Source organism: Bacillus sp. FJAT-49736, from assembly GCF_018343615.1.
GTDB lineage: Bacteria > Bacillota > Bacilli > Bacillales > Bacillaceae_C > Margalitia.
The window spans coordinates 891,216-909,508 of record NZ_JAGYPI010000001.1; the positions used below are offsets into that span (position 1 = coordinate 891,216).

General features: G+C 36.8%; 17 protein-coding genes. 14 read left to right on the forward strand and 3 right to left on the reverse strand.

The annotated features are described in order from the left end of the window. Positions 1-14: 14 nt before the first annotated feature. From KHA87_RS04775 to KHA87_RS04840, 14 genes are all read left to right on the forward strand, one after another. Complete coding sequence (locus KHA87_RS04775; protein WP_249310127.1) at positions 15-932, forward strand: helix-turn-helix domain-containing protein; 918 nt, start codon at positions 15-17, stop codon at positions 930-932. Between the two features lie 318 nt (positions 933-1,250). Beyond that, complete coding sequence (gene pgsA, locus KHA87_RS04780) at positions 1,251-1,829, forward strand: CDP-diacylglycerol--glycerol-3-phosphate 3-phosphatidyltransferase (protein ID WP_213092957.1); 579 nt, start codon at positions 1,251-1,253, stop codon at positions 1,827-1,829. 16 nt (positions 1,830-1,845) lie between these two features. Next, entirely contained in the window at positions 1,846-3,099 is a 1,254-nt protein-coding gene (locus KHA87_RS04785) for a competence/damage-inducible protein A (RefSeq protein ID WP_213092958.1), read from the forward strand. Between the two features lie 237 nt (positions 3,100-3,336). Beyond that, a complete protein-coding gene (gene recA / locus KHA87_RS04790) occupies positions 3,337-4,374 on the forward strand; it encodes a recombinase RecA (protein WP_213092959.1) in 1,038 nt (345 codons plus the stop codon). A 264-nt stretch (positions 4,375-4,638) separates the two neighbouring features. Beyond that, on the forward strand, positions 4,639-6,201 hold the full coding sequence (rny, locus tag KHA87_RS04795) for a ribonuclease Y (protein ID WP_213092960.1): 1,563 nt from the start codon (positions 4,639-4,641) through the stop codon (positions 6,199-6,201). A gap of 134 nt (positions 6,202-6,335) precedes the next feature. Next, positions 6,336-7,133, forward strand: a complete 798-nt coding sequence (locus tag KHA87_RS04800) for a TIGR00282 family metallophosphoesterase (protein ID WP_213092961.1) — start codon at positions 6,336-6,338, stop codon at positions 7,131-7,133. A gap of 143 nt (positions 7,134-7,276) precedes the next feature. Further along, positions 7,277-7,537 (forward strand): stage V sporulation protein SpoVS, encoded by a 261-nt coding sequence (gene spoVS / locus KHA87_RS04805; protein ID WP_055740338.1) that lies wholly within the window; start codon positions 7,277-7,279, stop codon positions 7,535-7,537. A gap of 280 nt (positions 7,538-7,817) precedes the next feature. After that, positions 7,818-9,362 carry a tRNA (N6-isopentenyl adenosine(37)-C2)-methylthiotransferase MiaB gene (gene miaB, locus KHA87_RS04810; RefSeq protein WP_213092962.1) on the forward strand — a complete coding sequence of 515 codons (1,545 nt, stop codon included), beginning with the start codon at positions 7,818-7,820 and terminating at the stop codon, positions 9,360-9,362. Between the two features lie 2 nt (positions 9,363-9,364). Continuing rightward, a complete protein-coding gene (locus KHA87_RS04815; protein WP_213092963.1) occupies positions 9,365-9,796 on the forward strand; it encodes a YlbF/YmcA family competence regulator in 432 nt (143 codons plus the stop codon). A gap of 571 nt (positions 9,797-10,367) precedes the next feature. Next, positions 10,368-10,907, forward strand: coding sequence for an outer spore coat protein CotE (locus KHA87_RS04820; RefSeq protein WP_213092964.1), 540 nt, complete (start codon positions 10,368-10,370; stop codon positions 10,905-10,907). 351 nt (positions 10,908-11,258) lie between these two features. Further along, positions 11,259-11,633 (forward strand): VOC family protein, encoded by a 375-nt coding sequence (locus KHA87_RS04825; RefSeq protein WP_213092965.1) that lies wholly within the window; start codon positions 11,259-11,261, stop codon positions 11,631-11,633. Between the two features lie 135 nt (positions 11,634-11,768). Beyond that, positions 11,769-14,348 (forward strand): DNA mismatch repair protein MutS, encoded by a 2,580-nt coding sequence (gene mutS / locus KHA87_RS04830; protein WP_213092966.1) that lies wholly within the window; start codon positions 11,769-11,771, stop codon positions 14,346-14,348. A gap of 12 nt (positions 14,349-14,360) precedes the next feature. Then, positions 14,361-16,259, forward strand: a complete 1,899-nt coding sequence (gene mutL, locus KHA87_RS04835; RefSeq protein ID WP_213092967.1) for a DNA mismatch repair endonuclease MutL — start codon at positions 14,361-14,363, stop codon at positions 16,257-16,259. Between the two features lie 173 nt (positions 16,260-16,432). Next, positions 16,433-16,657: a hypothetical protein gene (locus KHA87_RS04840; RefSeq protein WP_213092968.1), complete on the forward strand. Its 225-nt coding sequence runs from the start codon at positions 16,433-16,435 to the stop codon at positions 16,655-16,657. Positions 16,658-16,674: 17 nt separating this feature from the next. Here the strand turns inward: KHA87_RS04840 and KHA87_RS04845 are convergent, their stop codons facing one another. The 3 genes from KHA87_RS04845 to sda form a co-directional block, all read right to left on the reverse strand. After that, a complete protein-coding gene (locus KHA87_RS04845; RefSeq protein WP_213092969.1) occupies positions 16,675-17,283 on the reverse strand; it encodes a hypothetical protein in 609 nt (202 codons plus the stop codon). 128 nt (positions 17,284-17,411) lie between these two features. Further along, complete coding sequence (locus KHA87_RS04850) at positions 17,412-17,735, reverse strand: SPW repeat protein (RefSeq protein ID WP_213092970.1); 324 nt, start codon at positions 17,733-17,735, stop codon at positions 17,412-17,414. A gap of 190 nt (positions 17,736-17,925) precedes the next feature. Further along, positions 17,926-18,075, reverse strand: coding sequence for a sporulation histidine kinase inhibitor Sda (gene sda, locus KHA87_RS04855; RefSeq protein ID WP_213092971.1), 150 nt, complete (start codon positions 18,073-18,075; stop codon positions 17,926-17,928). Positions 18,076-18,293: the final 218 nt, after the last annotated feature.

Genomic DNA, 18,293 nt, shown 5'->3' on the forward strand with positions numbered 1-18,293 from the left:
ATTGGCAGGTGTTAATGTTGACGGAACTAGGAACTCGGTTAAGAGAAGCTAGAAAGGCGAAAGGCTTAAGTCTAGACGACCTTCAGGAAATGACGAAAATTCAAAAAAGATATTTAAAAGGCATTGAGGAAGGAAACTACGATATTATTCCTGGGAAGTTTTATGTCCGTGCGTTTATTAAACAATATGCAGAAGCAGTAGGACTCGAATCAGAACAGGTTTTTGAGGAATTCAAAAGTGAAGTTCCGGTTACTCATAATGAGGAAATCACAGAACAAATTTCCAGAGTTCAGTCGAGGAGAACTGTTTCGGAAGGCACCTCGAAAGTTTTTAGTATTTTACCGACTATTCTTGTAGTTGCTTTTATTGTTGCTGCGGTATTTTTGGTTTGGATATTAGTCCAAAAGTATTCCGGTTCTCCACAGGCTGGGAATCAAAGCAATACAAATAGCTCGCAAGTGAAGGTGAATGAGTCAGGGAAGTCTAGTGCCACTAAGCCTAAAGATAATGCTTCTGCAGACGATCAATCAGGCAGTATAGATGATAATACTGGTACCGATAGTACTACTAACAATGATTCTCCCAATTCAGAGGATACACCTAAACCGGAACAAGAATTAAAGGTTGTCAGTTCTGCCGGAAAAAATACTACATACAAATTATCCAATACGGATACATTTAAATTAACGATATCATCTTTAGGAAGAACTTGGGTTCAAGTGAACAACGACAAAGGTAAATTCATTTATCAAGGTATCTTGAACAAAGGTGACAAACAGGATTTTGATATAACTCAAGAAGGCGGAGCTAATATTCAAATTGGGCATGTTCCTGATACTGAGATATTTGTAAATGATCAAAAACTTGAGTTTGCATCACAACAAACGACTCAAAACATTACAATTCAATTTGAACCGTTAAAAACTGAATAGTCATCTGTAGATGGCTATTTTTCTCTTTGAATTTAGTATCGGAAATAAATGGATAAATGGCACTTTTTCCATTTTGACTTATATTAAAAACGAAATTATTAATATAATTTAGTCAAAGATTACTTTCATATATAAATGGTTAAAATCCAAATGACGATTATAAACTTGTTGCTTTTCGTAAATGCTGTATATCTTAATACAGCTTTCGTTTCAGGGCATCTTTTCAAAAAAGCTAATCGAAATATTATTTTTTTATCCGCATAACCGAGAAAAATTCAGAAAAGAGTCTTGTCAGAACATTATAATGGAGGAAGTATCTTGAATTTACCAAATAAAATTACAATAACACGTATATGTTTAATTCCGATATTTATTATCATTATGCTTGCACCCTTTCCGTGGGGAAATGTGGAGCTATTAAATATTAGTATACCCACAGCCCATTTAATAGGAGCTATCATTTTTATCATCGCATCCATTACAGATTGGTTTGACGGACATCTTGCCCGAAAATATAATCTTGTTACAAATCTTGGAAAGTTTCTTGATCCTTTGGCAGATAAACTTCTTGTTTCGTCCGCATTAATAATATTGGTAGAGTTAGGCTCTGCTCCTTCATGGATTGTGATTGTCATCATAAGCAGAGAGTTTGCTATTACTGGACTACGCGCAATCCTGGCTGGTGAAGGGGAAATTGTTGCAGCCGCTATGCCTGGAAAAATTAAAATGTGGGCACAAACCATTGCAATAGCGGCATTATTGCTGCATAACTTTCCATTTGAACCACTCCATTTCCCTTTTGCCACGATTGCATTATGGATTGCAATGATTTTCACTATATACTCTGGATGGGATTATATTTATAAAAACCGTTCGATTTTTTCTAACTCCAAATAAAGGGAGAGTTCTGAATATGAATGCAGAGATAATAGCTGTCGGATCGGAGCTATTGCTTGGGCAAATCGTTAATACAAATGCCAAATTTCTTTCAACTGCTTTAGCTGAAATGGGGATTAATGTTTTCCATCATACAGTTGTTGGAGATAACCCTCATAGATTAAAAAGAAGTATTGAAATAGCAGAGAAAAGAGCTGATTTGATTATTTTTACAGGAGGCTTAGGTCCTACGAAGGATGATCTAACAAAGGAAACGATTGCTGCTCATTTAGGAAAGAGCCTGGTAACCGATCAGCATGCTATGTCATCTATCGAAGCTTATTTCAAAAAAGTGAATCGGATAATGACAGAAAATAATAAAAAGCAAGCGCTCGTTCTGGAAGGTGCACAAGTTTTGCCAAATAATTTTGGCATGGCGCCTGGAATGTTTCTTAAAAACAACGAGCATTTTTATATGCTTCTGCCAGGACCACCTTTTGAAATGGAGCCGATGTTTAATGCATTTGGTCGAAAGGCAATCCTTGCTGAAATGGATGTAGTTGAACATATTGAATCAAAGGTACTGCGTTTTTTTGGAATAGGAGAAGCACAATTAGAGACTGAAATCGAAAGCATTATTGCCAATCAATCCAATCCGACGGTTGCACCATATGCCTCTGACGGTGAGGTTACACTGAGGATAACAGCAAAACATGCTTCCAGTTCAAAAGCAATGCGAATGATTAAAGAGACCGAGCGCAATATCCTTCAAATAGTGGGTAAATATTGTTACGGGTATGATCAAACTACACTTATGCTGGAGGCTGTTCAAAAGCTGAAAGAGCGCGGGCTCACGATAGCAATAGCGGAGAGCTTAACAGCTGGAATGTTTTCCTCTCAAATGGCATCGATTTCCGGTATTAGTTCCATTCTTAAAGGCGGGATTGTTTGCTATTCTAATGAGGCGAAACATGACTTAGTGAAGGTGAAAAAAGAGGTAATAGAGAAGTATGGTTCTGTCAGTAAGGAATGTGCGGCTGCTCTGGCGGAAAATATTCGAATGTTGCTAGATTCAGATATTGGCATTAGCTTCACCGGTGTTGCAGGTCCTGATTCACTAGAAGGAAAGGAACCAGGGACTATCTGGATTGGAATATCTGTGAAAAATAAACCAACTAATACATTTTTATTAGAGCTTGCTGGCAATCGGAATAGTAATCGACTTCGCACGGTTAAGTATGGATGCTATTATTTGCTTCGAGAATTGACTTCAAGTCAATCAAGTAAATGAATGGGACTTTTAAAAATAATTTTTTTATAAATTTATAAAAAGGCTATTTCACAATAAAATAGGTACTAAAATAAGCATTTTCTCTAAAGTAAATGCTTATTTTAGTGCCAACAATCAAAAGAAATCAATCGAATGAATGTTCGATTTTTTGCTTGGCAAATGGAGAGAAAACAGTTATAGTAAAGATAAGGGATTTTTAAACTTAATAGAATACGTGGAGAACGAGGAGGAAACATGGTGAACGATCGTCAAGCAGCCTTAGATATGGCTCTTAAGCAAATAGAGAAGCAGTTCGGTAAAGGATCTATAATGAAACTTGGGGAACAAACGGATAGAAAGATTTCTACTATTCCAAGCGGCTCCCTAGCCTTAGATGTCGCATTAGGTGTCGGTGGATATCCAAGAGGGCGCGTTATTGAAATATATGGTCCGGAAAGTTCTGGTAAGACAACTGTTGCACTTCATGCGATTGCAGAAGTACAAGCTAAAGGCGGCCAAGCAGCTTTTATTGATGCAGAGCACGCTTTGGATCCGGTATATGCACAAAAATTAGGTGTTAACATTGATGAATTATTATTATCCCAGCCTGATACAGGGGAACAAGCTCTTGAAATCGCCGAGGCTCTCGTACGTAGTGGTGCCATAGATATTATTGTTATCGACTCTGTTGCTGCACTTGTTCCGAAGGCAGAAATTGAAGGGGAAATGGGAGATTCGCATGTAGGCTTACAAGCTCGTCTAATGTCTCAAGCTCTACGTAAGCTTTCTGGCGCTATTAACAAATCAAAAACAATCGCCATCTTCATTAACCAAATAAGGGAAAAGGTTGGTGTAATGTTTGGAAATCCAGAAACAACACCTGGTGGGCGAGCTCTTAAGTTTTATTCCTCTGTCCGGTTAGAGGTACGTCGTGCTGAGCAACTCAAGCAAGGGAATGAAATTGTAGGGAATAAAACAAAAATTAAAGTGGTAAAAAATAAAGTAGCGCCTCCATTCCGTACTGCAGAAGTGGATATCATGTATGGTGAAGGGATTTCCAAAGAGGGAGAAATCATTGATATGGGTTCTGAGCTAGATATCGTTCAAAAGAGCGGTGCTTGGTATTCCTATGATGAGGAGCGTTTAGGTCAAGGAAGAGAAAATGCGAAGCTATTTTTAAAGGAAAATTCAGAGGTTCTTAATGAAATTATGTTAAAAATTCGCGACCATTATGGATTGGATGAAGAAAAAGAAGCTCCAATTGATGATAGTCAAGAAGAGTTTGAATTAGAATAAAATCATTAAAGCAAAGCTATTGAATGGCTTTGCTTTTCTAATTCTTCATATTATGTCTACTTCTTTCCAACACTCCCCAACTTTTCTATTTGACGGTAGCCACTTGACAATAAATATTCACAACTATAAAATTAATATGTATAATTTTTTTTAAAAAATGATATTTTTTGAAGCCTAAGTGCTGTTTATTGAAACCTTTGTAACAATGTAGCAGCCGACATGTTTGAGACATGATACAAGTTCATAGCAAGGGGAGGTGAAAAGATGCCACCAGTATTAGCAATCATCTCCATTTTGCTTGGCCTAATCGTTGGTGTAGTTGTTGGCTATTTTATTCGTAAGTCTTTTGCAGAAGCGAGAATAACAGGAGCTAAAAATGCCGCTGAGCAGATCATAGAAGATGCAAAGCGCGAAGCTGAAGCCTTGAAAAAAGAGGCTCTGTTGGAAGCAAAGGATGAAAATCATAAACTTCGTACTGATATTGAAAATGAACTTCGTGAACGAAGAAATGAATTGCAAAAACAAGAAAATCGATTATTGCAAAAGGAGGAGAACCTCGATCGTAAAGATGAATCACTTGATAAGCGTGAAACAACTCTAGAAAAGAAAGAGGACTCTCTGAATCAAAGACAACAACATATTGAAGAGATGGAAAGCAAAGTGGACGAGATGGTACAGACACAAAAAGCAGAACTAGAACGTATCTCTGGTCTTACCCGCGAAGAAGCGAAGGCGATTATCATAAAGAAAGTGGAAGATGAACTTTCACATGAAATAGCCATTATGGTCAAGGAAAGTGAAAATCGCGTGAAAGAGGAAGCGGATAAAAAGGCTAAGAGCATTCTCTCTCTTGCAATTCAGAGGTGTGCTGCTGAACATGTTGCCGAAACAACTGTATCAGTAGTCAATCTTCCAAACGATGAGATGAAGGGCAGAATTATCGGCCGTGAAGGGCGTAATATTCGAACATTAGAAACATTGACTGGAATTGATCTAATAATAGATGACACTCCTGAAGCTGTTATTCTTTCAGGATTCGATCCAATACGAAGAGAAACTGCAAGAATTGCACTTGAGAAACTAGTTCAAGACGGACGTATTCATCCTGCACGAATTGAAGAAATGGTCGACAAGGCGAGACGCGAGGTGGATGAACATATCCGCGAAATAGGTGAACAAACAACATTTGAAGTTGATGTTCATGGACTCCATCCAGATTTAATCAAAATTTTAGGACGTATGAAGTTCCGTACAAGCTATGGGCAAAATGTTCTAAAACATTCGATGGAGGTTGCACATCTATCAGGTATGCTAGCAGCAGAGCTTGGTGAAGATGAAAGACTAGCACGTCGAGCAGGCTTATTACATGATATTGGAAAAGCTGTGGATCATGAAGTGGAAGGCAGTCATGTTGAAATTGGTGTGGAATTAGCAACGAAGTATAAAGAACACCCTGTCGTTATTAACAGTATTGCTTCCCATCATGGAGATACAGAACCAACGTCCATCATTTCCGTCTTGGTTGCAGCTGCGGATGCATTATCGGCAGCAAGACCAGGTGCACGTAGTGAAACACTTGAGAACTATATTCGACGCCTTGAAAAGTTAGAGGAAATTTCTGAATCGTATGAGGGTGTAGAAAAATCCTTTGCAATTCAAGCCGGAAGAGAAGTTCGCATTATGGTGAAGCCGGAACAAATTAATGATCTAGAAGCACACCGATTAGCTCGAGATATTCGAAAACGAATTGAAGGTGAGCTTGATTATCCAGGTCATATTAAGGTAACGGTAATACGTGAAACAAGAGCAGTAGAGTATGCCAAATAATCTTCATAAAATCATTTTAGAAGCGGTGTGAATACACCGCTTTTCTTATTATCCAAATGAAAATTTCACTTTACGATGGAAATCTTATAAAATATAAAGGTAAAAAAACAATTGCATACTAGAAAGGGATACAAATGAAAATATTGTTTATTGGAGATGTGGTCGGTTCACCCGGTCGTGATATGGTGTCAGAATATTTACCGAAGTTAAAAGCGAAATATCGACCACAATTTACTATTATTAACGGTGAGAATGCTGCAGGCGGAAAAGGGATAACAGAAAAAATCTACCGTCAGTTCCTTGAGAAAGGCGCTAATGTCATTACATTAGGAAATCATACTTGGGATAATAGAGAGATTTTTGAATTTATTCATGATGCGAAATATATGATAAGGCCAGCTAATTTTCCTGAAGGAACACCTGGAAAAGGTCTGGTTTTTGGAAATATCAATGGAGTCGAAATAGCGGTAATCAATTTGCAAGGCAGAACATTTTTGCCGCCTTTGGATGATCCTTTTAGGAAAGCGGATGAATTAGTTAATATTGCGAAAGCAAGAACAAATATCATTTTTGTTGATTTTCATGCGGAAGCAACAAGCGAAAAGCAGGCAATGGGATGGTATTTGGATGGGAAAGTTTCTGTGGTAGTTGGAACTCATACACATGTTCAAACGGCGGATAATCGGATACTTCCTAATGGTACCGCTTATATTACAGATGTAGGAATGACGGGTCCATATGATGGTATTTTAGGTATGGACCGAGAAGTAGTAATGAAAAGATTTCTTACCAGCCTTCCTGTACGATTTGAAGTGCCTAAAACGGGGAGAAACCAGTTAAGCGCATGTATTATTGAAATTGATTCCAATACAGGTAAATCAAAAAAAATCGATACTATTTTGATTAATGAAGATCACCCTTTCTATTCTTAATAATAAGTTTCTTTTCCTCTTTTTTTAGGGCAAGCCGGAATACTATTGCTTCCAGGTGAATATAGTAGAAATGGAATGATTATACCAGGATGGTTCACTCTGAATGGGCATTCGGTATTGGGAAATAACAAGGAGGAGAAGAAATGGAGATATTAAAAGTTTCAGCAAAATCCAATCCTAACTCTGTAGCTGGTGCACTTGCCGGTGTTCTTCGTGAGAGAGGTGGCGCAGAAATTCAAGCTATTGGAGCGGGAGCATTAAATCAGGCAGTGAAAGCAGTTGCTATTGCAAGGGGATTCGTTGCACCAAGTGGTGTCGATCTAATTTGTATTCCAGCTTTTACGGACATACAAATTGAAGGGGAAGAAAGAACAGCAATCAAATTAATTGTTGAACCAAGATAAATATAACGCGGAAAAATGCATCAATTCCATAACATAAAAAATCCATTCCTGATTGCGGCTATTATGCAATCAGGTTTATTTTTGCTTCCATCCGTTATTAGTATTGTCATATTGAATGAACAACTTTCGACAATTGTTTGAGACTATTGTATTCAACCCTAAAAGGCTTTATACTAAAATAATGTGTATAATAGTATTTATTATTGGGAACCTGTGAAAATTTAGTATAAAATAGATTGAATTCATTCTTGTTTTTGTGTAACGAAGAAAGGAGATTCTTATGAACGAGAAACAGCGTTTAGAAGGACAACAAGTTAGCACGGCTAATCCAGCGGACAAAAAATCCGAAAAGGATTACAGCAAATACTTTCAATCCGTTTATATTCCTCCAAATTTGAAGGAAGCAAGAAAACGTGGTCGTGAGGAAGTAAAATATCATAATGATTTTCAAATTGATGAAGAATTTCAAGGAATGGGAAACGGCCGGAAATTCTATATTCGCACATATGGCTGCCAAATGAATGAGCATGATACAGAAGTAATGGCTGGTATCTTTTTGCAGCTTGGTTATGAGCCTACTGATACCGTAGAAGATGCGAATGTAATTCTGCTTAATACATGTGCGATCCGAGAAAATGCTGAAAACAAGGTTTTCGGTGAGATTGGCCACTTAAAGCCACTTAAACTGGAAAAGCCTGATTTATTAATTGGTGTTTGCGGATGTATGTCCCAAGAAGAATCTGTAGTTAATAAAATTCTTGAAAAACATCATCATGTCGATATGATCTTCGGGACACATAATATTCATCGCCTTCCACATATTTTAAAAGAAGCGTATATGTCTAAAGCCATGGTAGTGGAAGTTTGGTCAAAAGAAGGAGACGTAATTGAAAATCTTCCGAAAGTCCGAAAAGGAAGCATTAAAGCATGGGTAAACATTATGTACGGTTGCGATAAGTTCTGTACGTATTGCATCGTTCCTTATACGCGCGGAAAGGAAAGAAGCCGCAGACCGGAGGATATTATTCAAGAGGTTAGACATCTTGCGTCAATTGGATATAAGGAAATTACCCTTCTTGGTCAAAACGTTAATGCTTACGGTAAGGATTTCGAGGATATCGAATATGGTCTAGGAGATCTCATGGATGATATCAGAAAGATAGATATTCCACGAATCCGCTTTACCACAAGTCATCCACGCGACTTTGACGATCGTTTGATTGAGGTATTAGCGAAAAAAGGTAACTTAGTGGAACATATCCATCTTCCTGTTCAATCAGGTTCTAGTGATATTTTGAAAATTATGGGCCGTAAATATACAAGAGAACGTTATCTTGAATTAGTAGGGAAAATTAAAAAGGCGATTCCAGAAGTAGCCCTTTCAACGGATATCATTGTTGGTTTCCCTAATGAAACAGATGAACAATTTGAAGAAACACTTTCTTTATATAAAGAAGTTGGGTTTGAAATGGCGTATACTTTCATCTACTCTCCACGCGAAGGTACACCTGCAGCAAAAATGCAGGATAATATTCCTATGGATGTAAAGAAAGAACGTCTCCAACGATTAAATGATGTTGTAAACGATCTCTCCCGTAAAGCCTTAGAGAAATATAAAGGACAGACAGTAGAAGTACTTGTAGAAGGCGAAAGTAAAAACAATCCGGATGTTTTAGCAGGCTATACTAGAAAAAATAAGCTTGTAAACTTTAAAGGACCAAAATCAGCGATTGGAAAACTTGTACAAGTAAAAATTACAGAAGCGAAAACTTGGTCCTTAAATGGAGAAATGGTGGAAGAACTAGAAGTTGCCGAGGTGAACTAATAATGAAAAAATATACAAAAGATGATATTGTATCACGTGCTACAGAGCTTGCAAAAATGATATCCGAAACAGAGGAAGTTGATTTTTTTAAGCGGGCAGAAGCACAAATCAATGAAAACCAAAAAGTACGGGAAATGATTGCAAGTATTAAAAGCTTGCAGAAACAAGCCGTTAATTTTCAGCATTACGGAAAAACGGAAGCTCTTAAAATGGTAGAAGCTAAAATTGAAAAGATCGAGGAAGAATTGGATGGAATTCCAATCGTGCAAGAGTTCAAGCAATCACAAACGGATGTAAATGACTTGCTTCAAATTGTAGCTTCAACTATTTCTAATACGGTGACGGATGAAATAATCATGTCAACCGGTGGAGATCTTCTTCGTGGCGAAACAGGATCAAAAGTAAAAAATAGTACTCCAGGCAGCTGTGACTAATGCATATGAGACCATTATCTTATTTTAAGATAATGGTCTTTTTTATTTTTATGTCTTGTCATTATTTTGGGTTCATAATTGCTTAATACGTCAAAAATTCCATCTGAAATAGGGAATATTACCAGTCCAAATACATTTTAATGAATATTGTAATAATATGAGCGGTCACCTTTTTAAATATTTCCTGATGGGTACCATATATTGTGTTTTTTTTGCGCCACTCTTACTCCTCTCTATGTATTTGATCTTCTTAATATAATTGTATAACAAAATACAAATGGTTAGATTTCTAAGACCAAGCGTTAATCTAATGCAAGAAAGTATTCTGAATTTAAAAGGTTTATGTTACATGCATCAACGTTAGTAATCGCCTAGAACACAAAACCCACCTTTACATATAATGAATTAACCCATAAATAGTTACTGTTTTCAATGTTGCACATAGTACTGAGATTCCTCCAAATAGGAGAATACAGTACTGTAGCTTCCGTAGTGAACGCAAAAATATTGGCACACTAGTCTATAGGCATGCATAGGATGAATTGAAAATAAATGAGGAGGGTTCGCTCGAATGGCAGAATATAGAGAAATAATAACGAAAGCGGTCGTAGCGAAGGGACGCAAATTTACACAGTCCAATCATACGATCACACCGCCGCATCATCCATCGAGCATATTAGGTTGCTGGATTATAAACCATCGGTATGAAGCAAAAAAAGTAGACAAAAGAGTCGAAATTAATGGTTCATACGAAATAAATGTCTGGTATTCCCATGGTAACAATACAAAAACATCTGTTGTTACAGAAAAAGTGGAATATACGGATGTTGTAAAGCTAAGCTATCGTGACCCAGATTGCTTAGACGATAAAGAAGTAGTTGCCCGCGTCCTTCAGCAACCTAATTGTGTCGAAGCAGTAATATCGCCAAATGGAAATAAAATCATTGTAAATGTAGAAAGAGAGTTCCTCGTCGAGGTCATCGGTGAAACAAAGGTATGTGTTGCTATCCATCCAGATGGCTGTGACTGTGATGACGAGTGGGAAGAAGAACTTGATGAAGAGTTTGAAGAACTAGATCCGGACTTTTTGGTAGGATCGGAGGAAGAATAACGACTAGGAAGATAGCTTCCTAGTTTTTCTTTTGCAAAGGCTCTTTTCTTAAACTTTTGTGTCCTTTTCAGACAAAAATCTTAATATAGCCATGGTTTGCAATCCTGGAGGAAAACCCTTTTTTTAGAAAAGATGCCCTTGCTAAGACTATATTAGGAATTATAACAATATACGAAAAACAACATTTTATACGAAAACAGCTTTTAAATAGACTTCTACATATAACTAATGTATAGAAAACTGCTCAGATTATTCGTTTTTCTTATAGTTATCCATAATAATATTGTATAAGTATTTTTGGATGAAAATATATACAATAGAGGTGTAAATTATCAGAAGGGGATGTTCTAAATGTCTTTCGTGTTTCATGGTATTGATCATATTCAATTAGCTGCGCCTAAAGGCTGTGAAGAACAAGCTAGACAGTTTTTCGCTACTATTTTAGGTTTATCTGAGATTCCAAAGCCTGAAAATCTAAGAGCAAGAGGTGGCTGTTGGTTTAAATGCGGTAATCAGGAAATTCATATCGGGGTGGAAGAAGATTTTAAACCGGCAAAAAAAGCACATCCAGGATTGATTGTTACAAATATAGAGGAATTGAAGGCTACATTAAACAAGCATCAAATAGACTGGAAGGAAGAACCGAAAATTGAAGGCAGAAGCCGTATACATGTGTCAGATCCATTCGGAAATAGGATGGAATTTCTTGAATTTTTCAATGAATAGAAATCAGGGTGGTTAATACCACTCTTTTTTATATCTTTTTATAAATCCAAATATTAGATTTCATGAAGTAATAGAGGGGTTTATGATATAATAATGTTTATCTAAAGATGTCGAACGGAAAGGAATTTGGTAGGAATGAGTCAATACACCCCGATGATTCTTCAATATTTGCAAGTGAAGGCAGAATATCAAGATGCCTTTTTATTTTTTCGCTTAGGTGATTTCTATGAAATGTTTTTCGAGGATGCTGTTAAAGCATCACAAGAATTAGAGATTACGTTAACGAGTCGAGATGGAGGCGGATCGGAAAGGATTCCGATGTGCGGTGTCCCATATCACTCTGCTCCCAATTATATAGAACAATTAGTGGACAAAGGATATAAAGTAGCGATATGTGAACAGGTGGAAGATCCTAAAACAGCAAAGGGTGTTGTAAAGAGGGAAGTAGTTCAGCTAATCACTCCAGGTACCGTGATGGAGGGAAAAGGCATTGCTGAAAAGGAAAATAATTATATCGCTTCTATCACTGTATTTGAAAATGAAACCTACGGGTTAACCTATATTGACCTGTCCACCGGAGAGGGCAAAGTAACTTCCATTAACTCATATGAACATGTTGTAAATGAGCTTTCCATTCTTAGTGCCAGGGAAGTAGTTGTTGCTGATTCATTCAAGGAACTGTATGTGAAACAATTAAAAGAGCGAAATAACATGACTATTTCCTTTGAAAATAATACTCAGTGGAAACCGGAGTTTTCCAGATTACTAGAGAATGTGGAAACAGAGGAGCTAAAGCAGGCAGTTATACGCCTTTTAAATTATTTACACAGGACTCAAAAGCGAAGTCTAGATCACTTACAGGCTGTAACTAAATTCGATCTTCATCAATATATGAAAATAGATTATTATTCAAAGCGAAATCTAGAATTAACAGAAACGATTCGTTCAAAAGGGAAAAAAGGTTCTTTATTATGGCTACTCGATGAAACCATGACTGCTATGGGCGGACGACTATTAAAGCATTGGATTGACCGTCCGTTAATCGAGCAAAAGGAAATAGAAAGAAGACATGCTTTAGTAGAAATTTTTATGGAGCGTTTTTTCGAACGACAGGAATTAAGAGAACGCTTGAAGGAAGTATATGATATAGAAAGACTTGCTGGGAGAGTTGCGTTTGGAAATGTGAACGCTAGAGATTTAGTTCAATTAAAATATTCTCTGCAGCAAGTGCCAGCCATACATTCCATTTTAGAACAGCTTCATGATGACGAAGCATTGCAATTATCAACGCGATTAGACCCTTGTGAGGATCTTACGGATCTTCTTGAAAGAGCCATTCTAGAAAATCCTCCAATTTCTGTGAAGGAAGGAGGTATGATTCAACAAGGGTATAATGAAGAGTTGGATCGATACCGTGATGCAAGTCGAAATGGAAAGACATGGCTTGCCCAGCTGGAGCAGGAGGAACGAAATCGGACTGGAATAAAATCTTTGAAAATCGGATATAATCGTGTGTTTGGCTATTATATTGAAGTAACCAAATCTAATTTGCATTTATTAGTGGAAGGCCGTTATGAAAGAAAGCAAACATTGGCAAATGCAGAAAGATTTATTACGCCAGAATTAAAAGAAAAGGAAGCTCTTATTTTACAAGCTGAAGAGAAAAGCGTCGATTTAGAATATGAATTATTTTTACAGCTTCGTGAAATGGTGAAAGACTATATACCGCGCTTACAAAGCCTAGCAGGGATCATTAGTGAAATAGATGTATTGCAGTGCTTTGCAACCGTCAGTGAAACAAGACATTATGTTAAGCCAGTCTTCAACCAAGAGCGGAAAATTATCATTAAAGACGGAAGGCATCCTGTTGTCGAAAAAGTCATGGATGCACTGGAATATGTGCCAAATGATTGCTATATGGACAGTGAAAGGGAAATGCTCTTAATTACAGGACCAAATATGTCCGGTAAAAGCACATACATGAGGCAGATCGCCTTAACATCGGTTCTTGCCCAAATAGGATGCTTCGTACCAGCACGAGAAGCCGTACTGCCTATCTTCGATCAAGTATTTACAAGAATTGGCGCTGCAGACGATTTAATCTCAGGTCAAAGCACCTTTATGGTAGAAATGCTGGAAGCCAAAAATGCCATTATGAATGCAACGGAAAACAGTCTGATTTTATTTGATGAAATAGGAAGAGGGACTTCAACCTATGATGGAATGGCCCTTGCTCAGGCGATTATAGAATATATACACAATCGTATTAATGCAAAAACATTATTCTCTACTCATTATCATGAGCTTACGGTTTTGGAGGAAGAGTTATTACAGCTTAAAAATGTTCATGTTAGTGCGATGGAGCAGAACGGAAAGGTTGTCTTTTTGCACAAAATAAAAGAAGGACCTGCAGATAAAAGCTATGGTATTCACGTGGCGGAATTGGCAGAGCTGCCAAGTGAATTAATTGTAAGAGCAAATGAAATCTTGGCCGAATTGGAAAAGGATTCAAAGGAAGTGGAAGTTCCTAAAAAGATGAAGGAACCGCAATTGCAGCTTTCCTTCTTTGATGAACCGCAAGTGAAGACGAAGCTAGAACCACTCCAAAAGGAAATGAAGATAATGGAAGAACTCAAAAATATAAATATATTGGAATTAAATCCTTTGCAAGCAATGAACGTTCTATACGAATTACAGAGGAAATTGAAAGGTTAGGCGGTGTTACCTTTGGGTAAAATCATTCAGCTTGATGATATTCTTTCCAATAAGATTGCGGCAGGAGAGGTGGTAGAAAGACCGGCCTCCGTTGTAAAGGAGCTTGTCGAAAATGCTATAGATGCTGGCAGTACCATCGTCGAAATAGAAATTGAGGAAGCGGGACTTGGAAAGATTCGCATTATCGATAATGGATCAGGAATTGAAGAGGATGATATGCTAATTGCTTTCCAACGACATGCGACTAGTAAAATTAAGGATGAAAATGATCTTTTCCGCATTCGAACATTAGGGTTTAGGGGAGAGGCATTACCAAGTATCGCTTCTGTATCTCATCTTGAAATGACATCTTCAACCGGAAATGGTTCTGGTACAAAAGTAACGATCGAGGGTGGGCATGTAATAAATCATGAGAAAAGCTCCGGGAGAAAAGGCACGGATATTTCGGTAACTGACCTATTCTTTAATACACCTGCACGATTAAAATATTTAAAAACGATCCATACAGAGCTTGGTAATATCACCGATGTTGTAAATCGTTTGGCTCTTGCCCATCCAGAAGTATCGATCCGCTTGCGGCATAATGAGCGTCTTCTGTTGCAAACGAATGGAAATGGCGATGTTCGTCAAGTTTTAGCCGCTATTTATGGAATGAATATAGCGAAACAAATGATTCCCATTTCTGCTGGTTCACTTGATTTTAAAATAAACGGTTATATTTCCATGCCAGAAGTAACGAGAGCTTCGCGGAATTATATTTCCACGATGATAAATGGGCGCTTTATTAAAAATTATTCATTAGTAAAAGCTATTCAGGAGGGGTATCATACTCTTCTTCCTATTGGCCGGTACCCTATCATTCTTTTAAATGTAGAGATGGATCCTATTTTAGTGGATGTGAATGTTCATCCGGCTAAATTGGAGGTAAGGCTTAGTAAGGAACAAGAATTAAATGAACTTGTAACAAATACAATTAAAGAAGCGTTTAAAGATAAAGTACTGATTCCTACAGGTAATTTGCATTCAAAGGAAAAAGAAACAGCACCGGTTCAAACCTCCCTGCAGTTGGATCATTTACCTGATGTAACTCGGCCTGTTCAAGCAATTTATAAGCGAGAGTCTATTCCTTTTCAACAAACAAAGGAAGAAATCTTACCTTTAGAGGAAATGAAAAAAGTGTTTCATTTAGAGGATGGGGAGCCGAAGCATGAAGCAAATGCTTTGAAGGAGGATGCCATTTTTCCGGAAGTAATTCTTGAAAAGTCTGATGACATGGATAGCAGTTACCCGGAAATTGCAGAAGAAGAGGTAACAGAAATAACATCAAGTAGGATCCCGCCGTTATATCCAATTGGACAAATGCATGGAACGTATATTTTTGCTCAAAATGATAAAGGGCTCTATATAATTGACCAACATGCAGCTCAGGAAAGGATTAAATATGAATATTTCAGGGAAAAGGTCGGCAGGGTAGAGAAACAGCTTCAGGATATGCTAGTACCGATTACTTTCGAATATTCAACGGATGAATGCATCAAAATCCAAGAAAATATGGATGAACTGGCTTCTGTTGGTGTTTTTATGGAGCCATTTGGTCATAATAGCTTTATTGTTCGTTCCCATCCAGTGTGGTTTCCTAAAGGAGAAGAAAAGGAAATAATTGAAGACATGGTAGAACAGCTATTGTCGATGAAAAAAGTAGATGTTAAAAAACTTCGGGAGGAAGCGGCAATTATGATGAGTTGCAAGGATTCCATTAAAGCAAATCACTTTTTGCGAAATGATGAGATTCAAGCATTGCTCGATTCATTGCGTCAAGCCTCCGACCCATTTACCTGTCCACATGGACGTCCAATCATTATTCATTACAGTGTATATGAAATGGAAAAAATGTTTAAGCGTGTAATGTAGAATAAATAGTTAAAATCGGTTAGTAATAGCCCTTTTTAACTATTTTTTTTGTGGAAATGTCATTTGTCTTTTGGAAAAACCGATTGTAAAATAAAAAATCGTATCAATTAAGTTTTAAAAGAACGTATGTTTGTGTATAATAATATCAAACGTACGTTCGTGAGGTGGTTGTGTTGAAAGGTATTCTTTTGCGAGCCCTTGAAACTGGTGCACGGCTCGAAATGATTTATGTATCTAATAAAAATGAAATCACTCAACGCAAAATAAAAGTTCTCTCTGTTGAAATAGATTCATTCCGAGCATTTTGTTATTTACGGAAAGAGCAACGAACATTTATGTTAAAAAATGTGCTTTCTATTGCTCCGGAGAGAGTAAAGTATAAAAAGGAAATTTCTTAAAAGGTCATAACATTTTCTCATTTTATTTGTTTCATTCTGTTATGAAGCATTTGTACCTCTTCAAATACTTTTTTTCGGTCCGCCTGTACAATGTGAATGATCTGGTCTACGTTTTTGTCCTCTTTTTTGTATTGAATAATTTGTGATAATTCGGTATTGCTTGTTTTGGATATAGCTGCAGCTATTAGCAAAAAGTGTATATCTGCATCTTCCTTTAAATATTGACTAATATTCGCAGTGGACATTTTCGTATAGGTTGCAATAATCTTAATCATTTTTTCTTTGTATTCTTGTTGTGAATTTTGCATATTACGAGTATCGTTTGCTTCTAGCTTTTTTAAATCGACACCAAAATGTTGCGCTGTTTTATCCCATGAAGAATATTTCTTATAATACCGTAAGATGCTTTCAATACTGTTATTCGTATACATGGAAATATGGGCTGCTCTTACAATATCTTGAACTTTATAACCTTGCCTTTCAAGCTTTAAGAATTCTTCATGATTTAATTGAGAGTGCTCTCTATCCCTATAGGAAATTTGACTAGAAGCGTCTGCTTCAAGGATATGGACAAAGAAAAGAAAAAGAAATGCGATGTATACTCTCCATAAAATTCTTTTAGTCATTCCACAAAATACCTCCTATGTGTCATTCCTATATATGATAGCCATTAAATCCAGAAATCATAAAAAAGAAATAAAAACCCTGAAGAATAAATATCTTCAGGGCTTTATTTAGAAAGATGAAAACTAGTTTAATTACTTTGCTTTGAACCCATGTTCCAAAAGCTAAATAAAATAGTAACAAGACCAAGAATGACACTGGTCCAAGTCTCTCCGCTAGATAATGAATAAACAAATGGTAAAAGAACGAACCATGCACCAGTTATTACTGTGAGCCAATTCTTCCAAGAATTCCAGCCTGCTTCACCGGATGCCCAGAAGGATAAGATAACCTGGATAAGACCAATTACGACACTTGACCAGAGTGCTCCTGACTGATCTGAAAATCCGACAACCCAAGGAGCAATAATAAACCAAACACCAATCAAAGCATTTAATGTACTTCTTGTTTTCATGTTTGCACCTCCTTGATGGTTTACGAAATATAAATATTTCGTTACTAAATTGTATGAAAGATAAAGATAATGTTTCACACAATTTTCAATTATTAACAAAAAAAGTTCCCCTTTTTTCAGAATAAATAGCAAAAAAGAAAAACAAAAACGATTAAGTTTTTGTTTTATAATTCATCCATAATGGCACATTTTAATTTTTTCGAGAATCTGAATTTAATAGTCTGCGCTTTTCAGCCTCAGCTTTTAGAATTGCAATAAATTCATCTGGCAGGTCAAGCTGGATTGCCTTTTCGTATGCTTTTATCAGCCGTTCATCTGATAGAGGAAGGCATCGGTCCATTATAAAAAAACTCTCCCTTCTTATTGATCACCAGCAGTATAAATGTTTGATTATATAAGGCTCTTTTCTTAAACTTTGTTGTTTTTTTTAACGAAATCTTAAATAAAGCCATGCTCTTTGGTTATGAATGAATAACTTCCTTAGGAAAAGATGCCCGAGCTAAAACTGTATTAGGATTTATAACAATATACAAAGAAAAACTACCTATACGAAAACAG